This is a genomic window from Haematobacter sp. (genome assembly GCF_032102465.1).
In the GTDB taxonomy this organism is placed as follows: domain Bacteria; phylum Pseudomonadota; class Alphaproteobacteria; order Rhodobacterales; family Rhodobacteraceae; genus Haematobacter.
Genome location: NZ_DAMDHB010000019.1, coordinates 51,619 through 67,408, shown reverse-complemented (window position 1 = coordinate 67,408; position 15,790 = coordinate 51,619). Strand labels below are relative to the sequence as shown.

Here is a 15,790-nt window from a genome sequence, read left to right as displayed (position 1 = left end):
AGCTCACAATCCCGGAGACCTTCCGTCAGATCGGGCGAACGTCATCTGTGAAGAAGCTGACGTGGTCATCTTGGCTAATATCGAAGCCAGCTTGGCCCGACTGATCTCCGCCGAGCACAATGCAGCCCTTGCGACCCCCGCCCCGGTCAGACCCGAACTCACCGCCGCCCGCGCGCGGATCAAGGTGCTGGAGGAGGCACTGACGGATATAGCAGACGGGCACGGACCAAACCACATGAGCGCGTTTTGTCGCAATACCGCCCTACGCGCTCTCCCCGCACAGGGAGGCAGCGATGCGTAACCGGCGCTGGTCTGACAACGACAAATATTTCGGCCCCTTCACCTACGCCAAAGATGGGCTCTATCCCTTCGGGCTGGTCGCGACATCCACAGGCGAGGAAGGCGATCCCGGCTTCGCGCGGGTCCACGTCGCGAGGCGGACCATCCTGTTTCCCCTGCCATCGTGGCTGATCCGGCCCTACCGGGAAAAGGTGACGGCGAAATATTGGAGTGCGGAAGATATCCAACGCACGGGCCGGAACTGGTATTGGCAGATTGACCAGCGCCAGTTCGGGTTCGTCGTGACGGAAGGTGCGTTGCATGTCCACATGGGCAGGACGACCCACGACAGCGACACAGACCGGTCCCGCGTGTTCTTCTTTCCGTGGCGGGAATGGCGGCAGGTCCGGCATTCGCTTTATGACACGACCGGGGCGCACTTTGCCGATCTGCCAAAGGACTACGGGCCGGATCGTTGGGCGATTGAGGCCAGTTGCCCGACCATCTCCTTCCGGTTCCGCGACTTCGACGACGAAGAAATTATCGCCACGACAAAAGTAGAGGAGCGTCAATGGACGCGTGGAGCCGGGAGGTTCCGGTGGCTGTCATGGTTCTGCCCTGACCTGGTGCGGCGCATCCTTGATCTGCAATTTTCGACAGAGGTAGGCGAGCGCAAAGGTTCGTGGAAAGGCGGCACCATCAGGCATAGCATTGAAATGCTGCCAGACGAACTGCATGAAGCCGCGTTTCGCCGCTACTGCCTGCAAGAGGGGCTGACTTTCGTCGGAGCCGCCAGCCAGAAGGAGGGGAGCGATGGTTGACTGGAAGTTTCTCGCGAAGAACTGCCCCCGCTGCGGTGAGGATCGGTGACCGGTATGGGTGAGTTTCGCAATCACTCGGACCCCACTTTTGCAGATCACTGTGCCTTCGGATCGAGCCGCTGGGTCGCGGCCGTTCTGGGAAAGGGGCCGGCTTGGCTTCGCAAGAATCTCGACAGGATGACGGTCGCTGGCTTTCCAGCACCCGACCCCATCACGCGCCTGTACCTCAAGGCGGACGTCATCGCTTGGCTGGACCGGCGTCGACAAATACCGGATCGTGATCCACGCGCCCATCAGGCGGCGCGCGAGACCACGAATGGAGTGCGATACGATGCATTATGAAAAAGCGCTGTGGGACGGGTCGGACCCTCTCTATGCGCCACACACCAGTCGGTCAAAGCGCTGGTACTACTGGCGCGTGCCAGCAGCTGCCAGAAAGCTGGGCTATAGCCATCCGCCGATCCGCCTGCCCGGCGAAGATGGCGATGGCCGCGAGGCGGAACGCGCCGCGAAAGCCCGACAACTCACCATAGACATGCTTGCCGCAATCCAAGAGCAGCCGGCGAAACTGCTGTCCATTGCCGGGACGTGGCGCTGGCTTATCGGTCGATACATGACCGACACCGAATCGCCATTTCAGGAGGTGAAGGCAAACAGCCGCGATAGCTACCGCTTCCCGCTGATGCGATGGCAGGAAGCAATCGGCGACGCACAGATCGACAGCATGGATCTTGCGGAACTCAAGCGCATCCAGCGGACGATGCGCGATAACGGCAGGACCGTGGCCTACATCAAGCGGCAGTTCGGCATGCTCCGCATGCTCGTCGGCTACGGCATCATGTTGAAGAACCCCGCTTGCCTGGAACTTGCAGGCATCCTGAAGGAAATGCGCATCAAGACCCCGAAACCGAGGACGGCAGCCCCGACGCGCGCGCAAATTGAAGCGATCATTACAGCCGCCGATAGTGCAGGCGACGCCGCGTTCGCACTGGGGCTGGAATTGCAATGGTGGTTCGCTTTGCGTGCCGTAGATGTACGCGGCCAATGGCTACGCATGGGGCCAGAGGAAAAAGAGAGCGTAGCCGCCAGCGGCGGCATAACTCGCGGTCATTTCCGCTGGGCCGATGGGCTTACATGGGACATGATCGCGCGCGACCTGACCGAATTTCGAAAGGTGCCGTCGAAGACAGAAGATTCGCTGGACGAAGAGCTGATCTTCGATCTGAGGCTTGTTCCTGAGGTGCGAGAACGCTTGGCTGGCATCCCCCAAGAAGAAAGAATCGGCCCGGTAATCCGCGACCCCAAGACCGACATGCCATTTGACCGATATCGGTGGAGCGGAAAATTTCGCACCTATCGCACCGTCGCCGGCGTCCCTCGTGACGTGTGGATGATGGACACCCGCGCAGGCGCCATCACCGACGCCAAGCGCGCTGGTGCGTCGAAGGTGCTGATGCAGCACCAGGCGAACCACGCCTCCGACAAGACGACGAACCGCTACATCAGGGAGAAGTCAGACAGCATCGCGCGGGTCATTCAGCTGCGCCGATCGGCAGGAGATCAGCAGACCTGAACAGGTTGGAAACACTCATTTCCAACTCGCTTCCAACCAATTTCCAACTGCCATTTGAGACAGACAAAAAGTTCATTTTTATCATGGATTTCGGTGGTACCGCCTCCCCGGCTCGAACGGGGGACCCCCAGATCCACAATCTGGTGCTCTAACCAACTGAGCTAAGGCGGCACGGGGGGCGATTTACCCTTCATAGCGGGCTTTGGCAAGACCCATCGCTTGATCAAATGACGAAGGAGGCATATCCAACCGCTCTGAGCCCCGCAGCGGGCGCAAACCACCGGCACCAAGGGGAACAATATGGGTATCAATAAGGAAAGCGAAGTCGCCGCCAATCTCCAGATCGGTCCCACCTCTCTCGGGATGGTGCGAATCTATGTCGAGGCGGAAGGCATGGAACTGCCGCTCGACTTCGACCCCGAGGAGGCGGAGGAAATCGCCGAAGAACTCCGCGCCGCAGCAGAAGCCGCGCGTAGCATGAGCGCGTCGGAGCCTTCGCCAAAGGGCAAGCCGAAACGCTGAACGCTTTCGGCGCAAGGCTGTTCGAAGGCTAAGGCGAAGGCCGTTCGCTTCGGAATCAGCGGCTCCGACTTGACGATCACCGCCTGCGGGATCCCACGCCCCGAGGCGGAAGTCGGACTTGGAGGACGCTCCGGCTCCGCCTCGTTCCGCCGGACCTCAGGTTTGAGCGGGCGCGGGGTGGTTTCCAGTCTGCCGGAGACACTTGGTGGTGATTTGATCACGCCCGGCAGTGTGCCGAGAGGGGCTGGGGATCTCATAGGAAACCTCGGGCTCCCAGGCCGGAGGAGCAGCAATCCTCTTCCTCACCGCGGGCTGAGTGACAAGCCGCTGGCAAAACGGCATTGCAACGGGTTCTTCGGCCATGAGCCCGACCGCTTCCTGCGACATGTCGATCTGGTCCTGCCGGGTGCGGAGGGGGTGCGGCGCACCCTGGAGAAGGGGAAACTGCGCCGGTCAGTTGCTCTCCCCGGGATCAGGGTATTTGGGCAGCGATGGTGCTCTTGGCGAGGAGCGGAAAGATTGCTCTGACACCTGCGGCTCACAGCCGCTTCGCGACAGATGAATTGCCCTGTCAGGTCCGTCCGAACACTGATGGACGAGTGTCCGCGGAAGCTGGAGCAGCGACTCCGGCAAACCTCGTCCGTGATGTCAGACCGGCTTCCCGAGAAGTTGCAGGGAGAGTTTTGGCCCGTCGGTCCTGCCTGACGCCGCCAGAGTCGTGAATGCCACTGCGGGTCGGGCACGGAAAAGCATTCGAGGTGCCACCGCAATTCGCCTCTATGCCAAATGCCCGCCCCAAAAACCCGTTGCTACATCAGCGTAACCACAACCGATAAGAGCCGCAGACCCGCAACCGCCTACGCCAGTGAGCCAATCCGTCAAAACCGCGGCCCCCCGCCTCCGGCCCCGGGATCGCGAAGCGTCTGCAGCCTCAGCGCTGCGTGGCGAGCGAATTTCTGGGTCAGGAGCTTGCGGCGGGCGCCGGCCAGCGGCGCCTCCGGCCCGAGGCGGCGGATTTCCGCGTCATAGCTGTCGGCAAGGATCAGGCCGGTGCCATCAGGCAGGAGATCGGCAGGAAAATCGGCATCGACAGCCCAGAAGAATCGGTCGCACCATTCCAGATAGCCCTGCCACTTCCTGTCGCCCGCGAAATCGGCGCGGCATGACTTGCATTCGACCACCCAGATCTCCCCCTTCGGGCCGAGCGCCATGACGTCCACACGGAGGCCGGGAGCGGGCACCAGCTCCTCCACCGTCGCAAAGCCGAGGGAGAGAAGGTGACGGCTCACGCCGCGCTGCAGGAGCTGTCCGGGTTGAAGACCGGGGAGGGGAATGGGCTGGGGCTGCATGGCGCGACTATGAACAGAGAGGGAACGTCTGTCCAGCCGAGGGGCGATCACATCTTTTCCGCGACGGGCTCTTGTGGCCTCCGCAGGTCAGGCCTATTTTTGGGAAGGCGGGTTCTGCTCCTCTCGTGCGCAGGCTTTTTTCCAGTGGCCGATAAGCATTTCCGAGGGGGCTGGCTCTGCCGGGATCTTGGTCCCGGTATCTGGCACCCACCTGGTTAGTCCAGGCTCTCGGGAAATCACGCCGGCACGGTTGCTGCGGTTCCCGCCACTCGCCAGCCAAGATAGGCGAATCGAAAAGGGCCGGTCGATCCGGCCCTTTCGTCACCTGACCAGGATAAATCCGTGAATCAGCGGCGACGCATCGGCCGTTGCTCCACCCGGATCGGCACGGGCAGCGCATCTGGCGCCCGCATCGGCCCGGCTACCGCAGCTTTCAAAGCCTCTCCCATACGTTTAATGAGCGACCCGGCACGAGCCAGCGACCCAGAGCGGCGGACGGAGCGAACAGGCATAGGAGCAGTCTCCTGAAGGTTGCCCGATCAGCGTAAGGCCGAGTCGCCCCCGACGCCAAGCGAAATCGCGTGATCGCCTTTCTCTTGGCCTTCTTCCGCCGTGCCGCTAGGCACGTATGAGGCAACAGGAGGGAACGGCATGGCGGTTCGTGTGGCGATCAACGGGTTCGGGCGCATCGGGCGGTCGGTGCTGAGAGCGCTGGCCACGCGACCGGGCGACATCGAAATAGTCGCCCTGAACGATATCGCCACGCCCGAAATCTGCGCCTATCTGTTTGAATACGATAGCGTCTTTGGCCCCTACTCCGGCAGCGTCGCCCTTCGCGCGGGGCATCTTGTGGTCGACGGGCGGGAGATTCCGCTGCTCCGCCAGTCAGACCTGTCGCGTGCCGATCTTTCCGGCGTCGATGTGCTGATGGAGTGCACGGGCCGCGCTGACAGCCGGGAGGTGGCGGAACGCGGGCTGAGCGCGGGGGCAAGACGGGTGCTCGTCTCCGGCCCGTCGCGGGGCGCGGATATCACAGCCGTGATCGGCGCGAACGAGGGGGAGGTGACGCCCCTGCATCGCATCGTCTCCAACGCCTCCTGCACGACCAACGCTCTTGCACCGCTGCTCGGGCTTCTGGATGCGGAATGGGGGGTGGAGACGGGCTACATGACCACCATCCATTGCTATACCGGCAGCCAGCCGACAGTGGACAGCCCCGCCGCCGACTTTGCGCGGAGCAGGGCTGCCGCGCTCTCCATGGTGCCGACGACGACCTCGGCCTCCCGGCTGGTGGATATCGTGCTGCCACATCTGGCGGGGCGGGTGGAGGGGTCTGCGGTGCGGGTGCCGACAGCTTCCGTCTCTGCCGTGGACCTGACATTCATGCCCCGTCGCCCGGCCAGCGTGCAGGCGGTCAATGCTGCGCTGCGCGAGGCGGGCGGCGTCATCGGTTGGACGGAGCGCGCGCTCGTCTCCACCGACCTGCGCGCGCGGCCCGAAAGCGTGGTGATGGCGCTGCCGGAAACCGCCGTGACCGGCGGCGGCATGGTGCGCGTCTTCGGCTGGTACGACAACGAATGGGGCTTTTCCAACCGCATGATCGACATGGCAGTGCGGCTCGCGCGGCAGGATCAGGAGCAGCCGGTAGGAAGCCCGCCTCAGGGCGAAACGACGGTATAGGGCTCGTCGAACCAGTATTCCTCAAGATTGGGCGTATCGCCGATCCTGTCCACCACCGCGAACAGACCGGGCGCGTGGAGCGGCGTCAGCACCCCGTGCCAGGTGCCCCGGTGAAAGTTGATCGCCTGCCCCGCCGTGGTCAGGAAGGCCAGCGGCACCCCGGGGTGCCCCCCTTCGTCCGGCGCGACGATGACCAGGAACGGGTCGAGCGACATCGGCACGAAGGCCTGGCTGCCGTCCGGGTGCCGCTCGACCAGATCGAGCACCAGCGGCAGCGCCCGAGGCTCCGCCTTGAAGATCGACAGACCTGCCCGCCCCTCCGGCCCGAAATCCAGCCCCGCCCGGTCGTGCCAGCGGCCACAGAGACCCTGGTTGATGATCCGGTCGGCGGTCCCATCGGCAGAAAGGATATCGCCAAAGGGCGCGAAGGCGGCCGCCGTCAGCGGCTGTATGGTGATCCTGCGCAACCTCAGCCCTCCGCCAGCGTCTGCATGAGCGGCAGGAAGTCGGGGAAGGATGTGGCGATGGGGCGCGCATCGTCGATCGTCACGGGCTGCTGCGCGGCAAGACCCAGCACGTAGAAGCTCATGGCGATACGGTGGTCGAGATGGGTGCGGACCGTGGCCCCTCCCGGCACGCCCTCCGCGCCCCGGCCATGGACGATGAAGATGTCCTCTCCCTCCTCCACCGTGACGCCGCAGGATTCCAGCCCGCGCGCCATGGCGTCGATCCGGTCGCTCTCCTTCACCCGCAGCTCACGCACCCCGCGCATGACGGTCCGGCCTTCCGCAAAGGCGGCGATGGCGGACAGCACGGGGAATTCGTCGATCATGGAGGCCGCGCGGTCCTCCGGCACGTCCACGCCCTTCAACGCAGAGAAGCGGACGCGGAGATCGGCGACCGGCTCCCCCCCCTCCTCACGCTCGTTCTCGAAGGCGATATCGGCCCCCATCTCGACCAGCGTCAGGTAGAACCCGTCGCGCGTCGGGTTGCGGCTGACACCGGGGACCCGGATATCCGACCCTTCCACGATGAGCGCGGCAGCCACGGGAAAGGCGGCGGAGGACGGATCACGCGGCACCGCGACGGTCTGCGGGCGCAACTCCGGCTGCCCGGTGAGGATGATCGCCTGCCCCTCTGCCGTTTCCTCCACGCGGAGGGTGGCGCCGAAGCCGCGGAGCATCCGTTCGGTATGATCACGCGTCGGCTCCCGCTCGATCACGACGGTTTCACCGGGCGCGTTCAGCCCGGCGAGCAGCACGGCGGATTTCACCTGCGCCGACGGTACGGGCAAGGCGTAGCGCACCGGCACCGGATCCCGTGCGCCAAGGACGGTCATCGGCAACCGCCCGCCCGCGCGACCATGCGCCACCGTTCCGAACAGCGCCAGAGGATCCGTCACCCGCGCCATGGGACGGCGGCGGAGGCTCGCATCCCCGGTGAAGGTCGCAACGATGGGCGAGGTCGCCATCGCGCCCATGATGAGCCGCACCCCCGTCCCCGAATTGCCGCAGTCGATGACATTCTCCGGCTCGGCGAAGCCGCCGACGCCCACGCCGTGCACGCTCCACGCGCCTTCGCTATGGCGGGTCACTTCTGCCCCGAAGGCCCGCATCGCCTTTGCCGTGTCGATGACATCCTCGCCTTCCAGAAGGCCGCTGATCCGCGTCTCGCCCACGGAAAGCGCCCCGAATATCAGTGCGCGGTGGGAGATGGACTTGTCCCCCGGCACCGTCGCCTTGCCCCTGAGCGGGGCGGAAGCGCGGACGACAAGCGGGACGGGCGAGGCTTCGGCAGTCATGGGGGATCCTCCGTGGTCTGGCCGCCTCATAGCCGAACTGACCGCGCCGGTCTATCTGGGGTCTATCTGGGCCGCTACAGGCGACGGAAGGTGAGGTAATGCGGCACCCGCCCCTCGCGGAGCGCCTTCTGCTCATAGCGGGTGGAGTGCCAGTCGGACCACGGCTCCCGCCAGTCGGACGGACCTTCGGCCAGCCATTCGAAGCCCGCCTTCGGCACCTCCTCCAGCGTCTGGCGCACGTAATCGGGAATGTCCGTCGCGACCCGCAGGATGGCCTGTGGCCGCAGCACCCTGTGGAGCGGCGCAAGGAACTCCGGCGTCACGAAACGGCGGCGATGGTGGCGCTTCTTCGGCCAGGGGTCGGGGTAGAGCAGGAAGGCCCGCGCGACGGAGCGGTCGGGCAGCACATCGAACAGGTCGCGCACGTCGCCCGGATGCAGGCGGAGGTTGGTGACACCCGCCTCCCGCACCTTGCCAAGCAGCATCGCCACACCGTTGATGAAGGGCTCGCAACCGATCAGCCCCACTTCCGGGTTCTGCGCGGCCTGATGCACCAGATGCTCGCCGCCGCCGAAGCCGATCTCCAGCCAAACCGGCCGGTCCCCGAAAAGCTGTGTCAGGTCCAGCTCGGCGCGCTCCGGGTTCTCCTCATGGGTCACGCCGGGAAGGCGCAGCTGGCCCAGATCCTCGCTGAGATACCCTTTCTGGCTGGGCCGCAGCGTCTTGCCATGGCGACGGCCATAGAAATTGCGCCAGGGACGGTCGGCACCCGCGGCGGAATCGCTCTGGTCGTCAGTCATGAAAAGGCCCCGGTCGCTGATACCGGGGCCTCTTCGCGCGGCATGGCCCGCGCGTCAAGCAAAAGGGGGTCAGACGGCGCGCTTCAGCGCCTCCACCAGGTCGGTCCGTTCCCAGCTGAAACCGCCGTCATTGTCGGGTTGGCGCCCGAAATGGCCATAGGCCGCCGTCCGGGCATAGACCGGGCGGTTGAGCTCCAGATGATCGCGGATGCCGCGCGGCGTGAGGTCCATGACCTGCGCGACGGCACGTTCGATCTCCGCCTCATCCGCAACGCCGGTGCCGTGGGTATCGACGTAGATGGAAAGCGGCTTCGCCACGCCGATGGCATAGGAGAGCTGAAGCGTGCAGCGCTGTGCAAGCCCGGAGGCGACCACGTTCTTTGCCAGATAGCGCGCGGCATAGGCGGCGGAACGGTCCACCTTGGTCGGATCCTTGCCGGAGAAGGCACCGCCCCCGTGCGGCGCGGCGCCGCCATAGGTATCCACGATGATCTTCCGCCCCGTCAGCCCCGCGTCCCCATCCGGGCCGCCGATGACGAAAGTGCCTGTCGGGTTGACCCACCATTCGGTGTTCTCCGTCAGCCAGCCGTCGGGAAGCACCTCGCGGATGTAGGGCTCCACGATGGCGCGGATGTCGTCGGAGGTCTGATCCTCGCTCGCGTGCTGGGTGGAGAGGACAAGCTGGGTCACCTCCACGGGCTTGCCGTCCTCGTAGCGCAGCGACAGCTGGCTCTTGGCATCCGGGCGGAGGCTCGGCGCCTCACCGGATTTGCGCGCCTCGGCCAGACGGCGCAGGATGGCGTGAGAGTAGAGGATCGGCGCGGGCATCAGCTCCGGCGTCTCGTCCACCGCATAGCCGAACATGATGCCCTGATCCCCCGCCCCGTCCCGGTCGACGCCTTGGGAGATATGGGCGGATTGCTCGTGCAGGTAGTTGTTCAGCTTGAAGGTCGCCCAGTGGAACTTGTCCTGCTCGTAACCGATGTCCTTCACGCAGGCGCGCGCGATGTCCTCGATCTTCTCCATGTAGCTGTGGAGCTTGTCCTTGTCGGACAGGCCCACCTCGCCGCCCACCACGACGCAGTTCGTCGTGGCGAAGGTCTCGCAGGCGACGCGGGCATTGGGCTCTTCGGTGAGAAAGGCATCAAGGACCGCATCGGAAATCCGGTCGCAGACCTTGTCGGGGTGACCCTCCGAAACGGATTCGGAAGTAAATACGTAATTCTGTCGGGACATCGGGAAGCGCTCCATTAAGACAACCCCGTCACGCCAGGAAGCCGTTGTGACGGGTGCGATGCCAAGCCGTAGCGGCGGCGGCGGCGGAGTTCAATCTCTTTCTCTGCGCCGCAACAAAAGCAGGCCCGCTCCAGCCACAAGAATGAGGCCCGCCATGGGCAGATCGCCCATGCGCGCATAGGGTGTGGGGGGCAGGGCCGCGGGAACGCTGCCGTCCAGCGTGCCCTCCACGTTCAGCGGCAGGGCGGAGACGATCGCCCCCCTCGCGTCGATGATGGCCGACACGCCGGTATTCGCGGCGCGGATCAGCGGCAGGCCCTGCTCCACCGCGCGGAGCCGCGCCTGCGCCAGATGCTGATAGGGGCCGGAGAGGTTGCCGAACCACGCGTCGTTCGTGACCTGCAGGATCCAGTCCGCCCGGTCGGGCGCGCCGCGAAGGTCCTGCGGAAACACCGCCTCGTAACAGATGAGCGGCAGCACCTTTCCCAGCGGGCCAAGGTCGAGGATGGCCGGTCCCGGCCCCGGCGAATATCCGTCCCCCTCCCGTGCGGCGAGACCGTGGATCCCGAACCGCGCCGCGATGTCGCCGAAGGGGATATACTCGCCGAACGGGACGAGGTGGTGCTTGTCGTAAAGCCCGGTAACCTGTCCCGCTCGATCCAGAACCGCGAGAGAGTTGTAGTAGCGCCCGCCATCCCCGCGCTGCACGCCGAGTGCGACGGGACGGCCCCCGGAGGCCTCCGCGATCATCGCCAGAGGCTCGGCGGCATCCTCCAGCAGCCAGACCAGCGCCGTCTCCGGCCAGATCGTGAGGTCCGGTGGAGGATCGGCGGGCGTCGCCGTCTGTTCGAGCTGCTGGCGGAACTGCGGACCGATCAGCGCCGGATCCCATTTTAGATGCTGCGGAATATTGGGCTGGACGAGACGGACATGGATCGGCGCCGCCCGCGGCGGGAGCGGCTCCGCCAGCCGTGCGAGGCCACCCAGCCACAGCAGCCCGATCACGACCGCGCCTGCCACCGCGCCGGGCAGACGCAGCACAAGCGGCAGCGCGGCGAGAAGGGTCGTGAGAAGGGTCAGACCCACCGGCCCGACATAGGCCGCCGCCTGCACCACCGGCGTGTCGATCCAGACGTGCCCGATCAGCGCCCAGGGGAAGCCGGTCAGCACATAACCGCGCATCAGCTCGACCGCTGCGAAGCTCACGGCGAGCGCGACCGGTCGCGACCGGCCCCGGCCAAGTCCCCAGCCGACCCCTGCTGCCAGCGCCCAGAACAGCGCCATGCCGGTGGCCAGAAACACCAGCGCGAACGGGGCCATCCAGCCCTGCCGCGCGGCATCCACCATGAAGGGTTCGACGATCCAGAAAAGCGCCGCGGCGAAATAGCCCGTGCCGCCCATCCAGCCCCGCCACAGAGCGGTGCGGAGGGTCTCGCCCCCCGAGATCTGCGCCATCAGCCACCACAGCGCCGGCAGGGCCACCCACCACAGGCCAAGCGGCGCCTGGCCCGATGCCATCAAGGCACCGGCCAGCAATGCGGGAAGCGCCCCGCGCAGGGCGGGCCGAAGCATGAGCCCTCGGGCCGGATGACCAGCCAGCGCCGCCGGGCCTTCGGTCATGCTATCCGGCCGCAGCCGCCGCCGCGGCGGGCAGACGCAGGCGAAGCCGCTTGATCCGGCGCGGTTCGGCGTCGATCACCTCGAACACCGCACCGCTTTCATGCTCGATCTCCTCGCCCTCTGCGGGAACACGGCCCGACAGCATGAAGACAAGGCCGCCGACCGTGTCGATCTCCTCATCTTCCGTATCGGCAAGCTGCATGCCGATGGCTTCCTCGAAGGCCTCCAGCGGGGCGCGCGCTTCCACGATCCAGACGCCGGGACGCTCCTGCAACCACAGCCGACCCTCGACGATGTCGTGCTCATCGTCGATCTCGCCGACGACTTCCTCCAGCACATCCTCGAAAGTCACCAGCCCGTCCACGCCGCCGTATTCGTCGATCACCAGCGCAAGATGCGTCCGCTCCGCCTGCATCTTCTGCAAGAGGACCGAAAGCGGCATGGAAGGCGGCGCATAGATCAGCGGGCGGAGAAGCGGGCGGAGGTCGAACGGCCCGGTATGACCGTTGAACCCGTAGCGGAGCGCCAAGTCCTTCAGCAGCAAAAGGCCCAGCGGCCTGTCCAGCGTCTGCTCGTAAACCGGCATGCGCGAGAAGCCATGTTCCCGGAACACCTCGACCAGAGCGTCCTTGTCGATGTCCACATCGACCGCGACGATCTCTGCCGCAGGCACCATCACATCCGACAGGCGCATGGTCCTGAGTTTGCTGAGTCCGCCGAAGCCCGACCGCGCCACACCTGCTCCGGCAGAGTTGCGCGCCGCGTCCTCGGCATCGTTTGAGAGAGCATTCAGGATGCGGCCGAAAAAGCCGCGCTGTGAATTCTCTTCGGAGTCCTGCGCGCGGTGCGCCGCGCTAGAAGACCCATCGACGGAATCGCCCATTGTTCCTTTCCAGATTGCGAGGGTCTGTGCCCCCGATCAAGCATATGGGTCAGATATGCCCATCGTGGCAAGTATCCTGACCTCAAGTCCTTCCATCAGGGAAGCATCGGCCTCCCTCACATGGTCATATCCAAGCAAGTGCAAAATACCATGAATGACCAGATGCGTCACGTGATCCTTGAGCGGGATGCCCTGTTCCGCCGCTTCGCGACCGCAGGTTTCCCAGGCGATGGCGATATCGCCCAGCTCCTCCGGGTCGTCCGCATCGCCGGGCTCCGGCTGGTCGGGCGCGCCGCCATCTTCCTCCGCGCCCCGCTCCTCGGAGGGCCAGGAGAGCACGTTGGTGGGCTGCGGCTTGCCGCGGAAGTCCGCGTTCAGCACCGCGATCCGCGCATCGTCGCAGCCGAGGACGCTGATGAGAAACCCCTCCCCGCCCAGATCCAGCAGGGCCAGCACCCTTTCGGCCGCGGTTTCGGAGATCGCCGGAAGGTCGATCTCCTCCCAGCGATCATCCTCGATGATCGTATCCACAAGCGCCATGCGCACCCGTGCGGACAGAAGGGCGCCGCCCGCCCGGACGGGTCAGCCCGCCTCGGACCGCTCATACGCCTCGATGATACGGGCGACAAGCGGATGGCGGACGACATCCTGCGCGGTGAAGTAGTTGAAGGACACGCCCTTCACCCCCGCGAGAATCCGCTCCGCATCCGACAGACCGGAGGCGGTGCCGCGCGGCAGGTCCACCTGCGTCCTGTCGCCGGTAATGACCATGCGGGAGCCCTCGCCCAGACGGGTGAGGAACATCTTCATCTGCATGGTCGTGGCGTTCTGCGCCTCGTCCAGCACGACGAAAGCGTTGGCCAGCGTCCGCCCGCGCATGAAGGCCAGCGGCGCGATCTCGATCCGCTTCTCCTCCAGCATCTTCTGCACCTGCTTGGCAGGCAGGAAGTCGTTCAGCGCGTCGTAGAGCGGCTGCATGTAGGGATCGACCTTCTCCTTCATGTCGCCGGGCAGGAACCCCAGACGCTCGCCCGCCTCAACGGCGGGACGGGAGAGGATGATCTTGTCCACATGCCCGCCGATGAACATGGTCACGCCCACCGCCACGGCGAGATAGGTCTTGCCTGTCCCCGCCGGACCGATGCCGAAGCAGAGCTCGTTCTTGAACAGGTTCTCGACATAGGCCTTCTGGGCTTCGGTCCGCGGCTCCACGTGCTTCTTGCGGGTGCGGATCTCCATCGGCGTGCCGTGGAACATCTCGAACTGGGCGTCGCCGCCCCGCGCGAAGGTCTGATCGCCCATGCGAATCACGGCGTCCACGTCACCGGGCTCCAGCGGCTTGCCGGATTCCAGCCGCGCATAGAGGGCGCGGAGCGCGGCCGACGCGGCATCCCGCGCGCCTGCTCCCCCCATCACTGCGAGCTGGTTCCCCCGTCGGAGGATGTGCACCCCGATCTTCTGCTCGATCCGCGCGATGTTCCTGTCGAACTCTCCGCACAGGTCGATGAGCAGCCTGTTATCGGGAAATTCCAGAAGCGTTTCCGAAACGTCTTCCGGGCGGGGCGGGGGTGTCAGCGCGCTGATGCCCAATAAGGACTCCTATGGCAAAGGGTCGCAAGGGGATGGTGCCAAGACGCCCGGCTTCACGCAAGCGCGCTTTGGCTCCCGCAGCGAAAAAACGCCATGCACTGCGGCATGGTTCCCGCAGGCATCGCAATCAGGCGACAAGTTCACCGGCGAGGGAGTTCGGTCCGGCCGCCACGATCCGCACCCGGGCCAGCGTTCCCGGGGCGGCGTCCGTCACGGCGTGGACGGCGTGAAGATAGTCCGACTTGCCGACCATCTGCCCCGGCATGCGGCCCTTCTTCTCGAAAAGCACGCTCACCTCGCGGCCCACCATGCCCTGCTGCGCCGCCCTCTGCTGCGTGGTCAGCAAGGCCTGAAGCCGCTGGAGCCGGTCGTCGGAGACATCGGCAGCCACGGGCGGGCGATCCGCGGCGGGCGTGCCGGGACGGGAGGAATACTTGAACGAGAATGCCATGCCGTAGTTCACCTGCCGCACCAGCTCCATCGTGGCCTCGAAATCGGCCTCCGTCTCACCGGGGAAGCCCACGATGAAATCGCCCGACATCATCATGTCGGGGCGGGCGGCGCGGATGCGGTCGATCAGCCGCAGGTAACCCTCGGCGGTGTGCCGCCGGTTCATCGCCTTGAGGATCCGGTCGGAGCCCGACTGCACCGGCAGGTGGAGATAGGGCATGAGCTTCTCGACCTCGCCATGCGCGGCAATGAGGTCGTCGGACATGTCGTTGGGGTGGGAGGTGGTGTAGCGGATCCGCTCCAGCCCGTCGATCTCAGCCAGTGCACGCACCAGCCGGGCGAGCGACCAGTCCCCGCCCTCCCCCCCGCCGTGATAGGCGTTGACGTTCTGGCCGAGCAGCGTGATCTCCCGCACGCCGCGCTCCACCAGATCGCGGGCCTCCCGCAGGATGCGCTCCGCTGGGCGGGAGACTTCCGAGCCACGGGTATAGGGCACGACGCAGAAGGCGCAGAACTTGTCGCAGCCCTCCTGCACCGTCAGGAACGCCGCGGGCGGGCGGTTCGGGAGGGGGCGCCTGGGCAGATGCGCGAATTTGTCCTCCTCCGGGAATTCGGTATCCACGGCGCGGGCGCCCTGCTCCACCTTCTCCATCATGGCGGGCAGACGGTGATAGGTCTGCGGCCCGACCACCAGATCGACCAGCGGCATCCGCCGCATGATCTCCTCGCCCTCCGCCTGCGCGACGCAGCCCGCGACACCGATCTTCAGGTCGGGCTTCGCGAGTTTCAGCGGCTTCAAACGGCCAAGGTCCGAATAGACCTTCTCCGCCGCCTTCTCCCGGATATGGCAGGTGTTCAGCAGAACCATGTCCGCCTCCTCCGCCACTTCCGTGGTGACATACCCCTTCGCCCCCAGCGCCTCCGCCATGCGTTCGCTGTCATAGACGTTCATCTGGCAGCCGTAGGTCTTGATGTAGAGCTTCTTGGGCGTGGCCATGAGAGCTACTCCGGGGCGAACGGTGAGGAAGGGCGTCTGCTACACCGGAACGCCCGAAATCGCAACAGAGGGGTGAGGCGGCACCTGCAACGGCGCCCCTTCCGGAAGCAGCCGGCTGTCACTTTTGGCTGTGAGGCTGTGAGGCTGTGAGGCTGTGAGGCTGTGAGGCTGTGAGGCTGTGAGGCTGTG

15 protein-coding genes, 1 tRNA gene, 1 other RNA gene and 1 riboswitch are annotated in these 15,790 nt (G+C 65.6%); of the genes, 6 read left to right on the top strand and 11 right to left on the bottom strand.

From position 1 onward, the window contains the following. The 3 genes from RT513_RS12985 to RT513_RS12975 form a co-directional block, all read left to right on the top strand. Positions 1–301, top strand: a 301-nt coding sequence (locus tag RT513_RS12985) for a hypothetical protein (protein WP_313534106.1), incomplete at its 5' end; no start/stop codon positions are given. Then, the gene (locus RT513_RS12980) at positions 294–1,100 is read left to right on the top strand and encodes a hypothetical protein (RefSeq protein ID WP_290686808.1); all 807 of its coding nucleotides are present in this window, start codon (positions 294–296) and stop codon (positions 1,098–1,100) included. The genes RT513_RS12985 and RT513_RS12980, both read left to right, overlap by 8 nt. A gap of 331 nt (positions 1,101–1,431) precedes the next feature. Next, positions 1,432–2,673 (top strand): recombinase, encoded by a 1,242-nt coding sequence (locus tag RT513_RS12975; RefSeq protein WP_290686806.1) that lies wholly within the window; start codon positions 1,432–1,434, stop codon positions 2,671–2,673. Positions 2,674–2,767: 94 nt separating this feature from the next. Here RT513_RS12975 and RT513_RS12970 read toward each other — a convergent pair. Next, positions 2,768–2,844: transfer RNA gene (locus tag RT513_RS12970), tRNA-His, on the bottom strand. Positions 2,845–2,973: 129 nt separating this feature from the next. Between RT513_RS12970 and RT513_RS12965 the strand changes: the two genes are divergently transcribed. Beyond that, a complete protein-coding gene (locus tag RT513_RS12965) occupies positions 2,974–3,195 on the top strand; it encodes a DUF6324 family protein (protein WP_088216917.1) in 222 nt (73 codons plus the stop codon). Between the two features lie 878 nt (positions 3,196–4,073). Here the strand turns inward: RT513_RS12965 and RT513_RS12960 are convergent. After that, positions 4,074–4,544 carry an MmcB family DNA repair protein gene (locus RT513_RS12960; protein WP_290686817.1) on the bottom strand — a complete coding sequence of 157 codons (471 nt, stop codon included), beginning with the start codon at positions 4,542–4,544 and terminating at the stop codon, positions 4,074–4,076. Between the two features lie 108 nt (positions 4,545–4,652). On the opposite strand from RT513_RS12960, the gene ssrS reads away from it, so the two are divergent. Beyond that, a non-coding RNA gene (gene ssrS / locus RT513_RS12955) (6S RNA) lies at positions 4,653–4,810 on the top strand. A 385-nt stretch (positions 4,811–5,195) separates the two neighbouring features. Next, positions 5,196–6,224 (top strand): type I glyceraldehyde-3-phosphate dehydrogenase, encoded by a 1,029-nt coding sequence (locus tag RT513_RS12950; RefSeq protein WP_290686803.1) that lies wholly within the window; start codon positions 5,196–5,198, stop codon positions 6,222–6,224. Here the strand turns inward: RT513_RS12950 and RT513_RS12945 are convergent. The 9 genes from RT513_RS12945 to miaB form a co-directional block, all read right to left on the bottom strand. Beyond that, entirely contained in the window at positions 6,203–6,691 is a 489-nt protein-coding gene (locus RT513_RS12945; RefSeq protein ID WP_290686801.1) for an ureidoglycolate lyase, read from the bottom strand. The two genes, RT513_RS12950 and RT513_RS12945, sit on opposite strands and share 22 nt — an antisense overlap. A gap of 2 nt (positions 6,692–6,693) precedes the next feature. Further along, positions 6,694–8,025 (bottom strand): 3-phosphoshikimate 1-carboxyvinyltransferase, encoded by a 1,332-nt coding sequence (gene aroA / locus RT513_RS12940; protein ID WP_088216912.1) that lies wholly within the window; start codon positions 8,023–8,025, stop codon positions 6,694–6,696. A 74-nt stretch (positions 8,026–8,099) separates the two neighbouring features. Then, positions 8,100–8,825, bottom strand: coding sequence for a tRNA (guanosine(46)-N7)-methyltransferase TrmB (trmB, locus tag RT513_RS12935; RefSeq protein ID WP_088216911.1), 726 nt, complete (start codon positions 8,823–8,825; stop codon positions 8,100–8,102). A gap of 69 nt (positions 8,826–8,894) precedes the next feature. Continuing rightward, positions 8,895–10,061, bottom strand: a complete 1,167-nt coding sequence (metK, locus tag RT513_RS12930) for a methionine adenosyltransferase (RefSeq protein ID WP_035743622.1) — start codon at positions 10,059–10,061, stop codon at positions 8,895–8,897. A 7-nt stretch (positions 10,062–10,068) separates the two neighbouring features. Next, a riboswitch (SAM-SAH riboswitch) is annotated at positions 10,069–10,117 on the bottom strand. Between the two features lie 34 nt (positions 10,118–10,151). Then, on the bottom strand, positions 10,152–11,681 hold the full coding sequence (gene lnt / locus RT513_RS12925) for an apolipoprotein N-acyltransferase (RefSeq protein ID WP_313534105.1): 1,530 nt from the start codon (positions 11,679–11,681) through the stop codon (positions 10,152–10,154). Position 11,682: 1 nt separating this feature from the next. Next, the gene (locus tag RT513_RS12920; protein WP_290686796.1) at positions 11,683–12,564 is read right to left on the bottom strand and encodes a transporter associated domain-containing protein; all 882 of its coding nucleotides are present in this window, start codon (positions 12,562–12,564) and stop codon (positions 11,683–11,685) included. A gap of 36 nt (positions 12,565–12,600) precedes the next feature. Continuing rightward, positions 12,601–13,104 carry an rRNA maturation RNase YbeY gene (ybeY, locus tag RT513_RS12915; protein ID WP_290686794.1) on the bottom strand — a complete coding sequence of 168 codons (504 nt, stop codon included), beginning with the start codon at positions 13,102–13,104 and terminating at the stop codon, positions 12,601–12,603. A gap of 42 nt (positions 13,105–13,146) precedes the next feature. Beyond that, positions 13,147–14,154: a PhoH family protein gene (locus RT513_RS12910; RefSeq protein ID WP_290686792.1), complete on the bottom strand. Its 1,008-nt coding sequence runs from the start codon at positions 14,152–14,154 to the stop codon at positions 13,147–13,149. A 127-nt stretch (positions 14,155–14,281) separates the two neighbouring features. Continuing rightward, entirely contained in the window at positions 14,282–15,601 is a 1,320-nt protein-coding gene (gene miaB / locus RT513_RS12905; RefSeq protein ID WP_290686790.1) for a tRNA (N6-isopentenyl adenosine(37)-C2)-methylthiotransferase MiaB, read from the bottom strand. Positions 15,602–15,790: the final 189 nt, after the last annotated feature.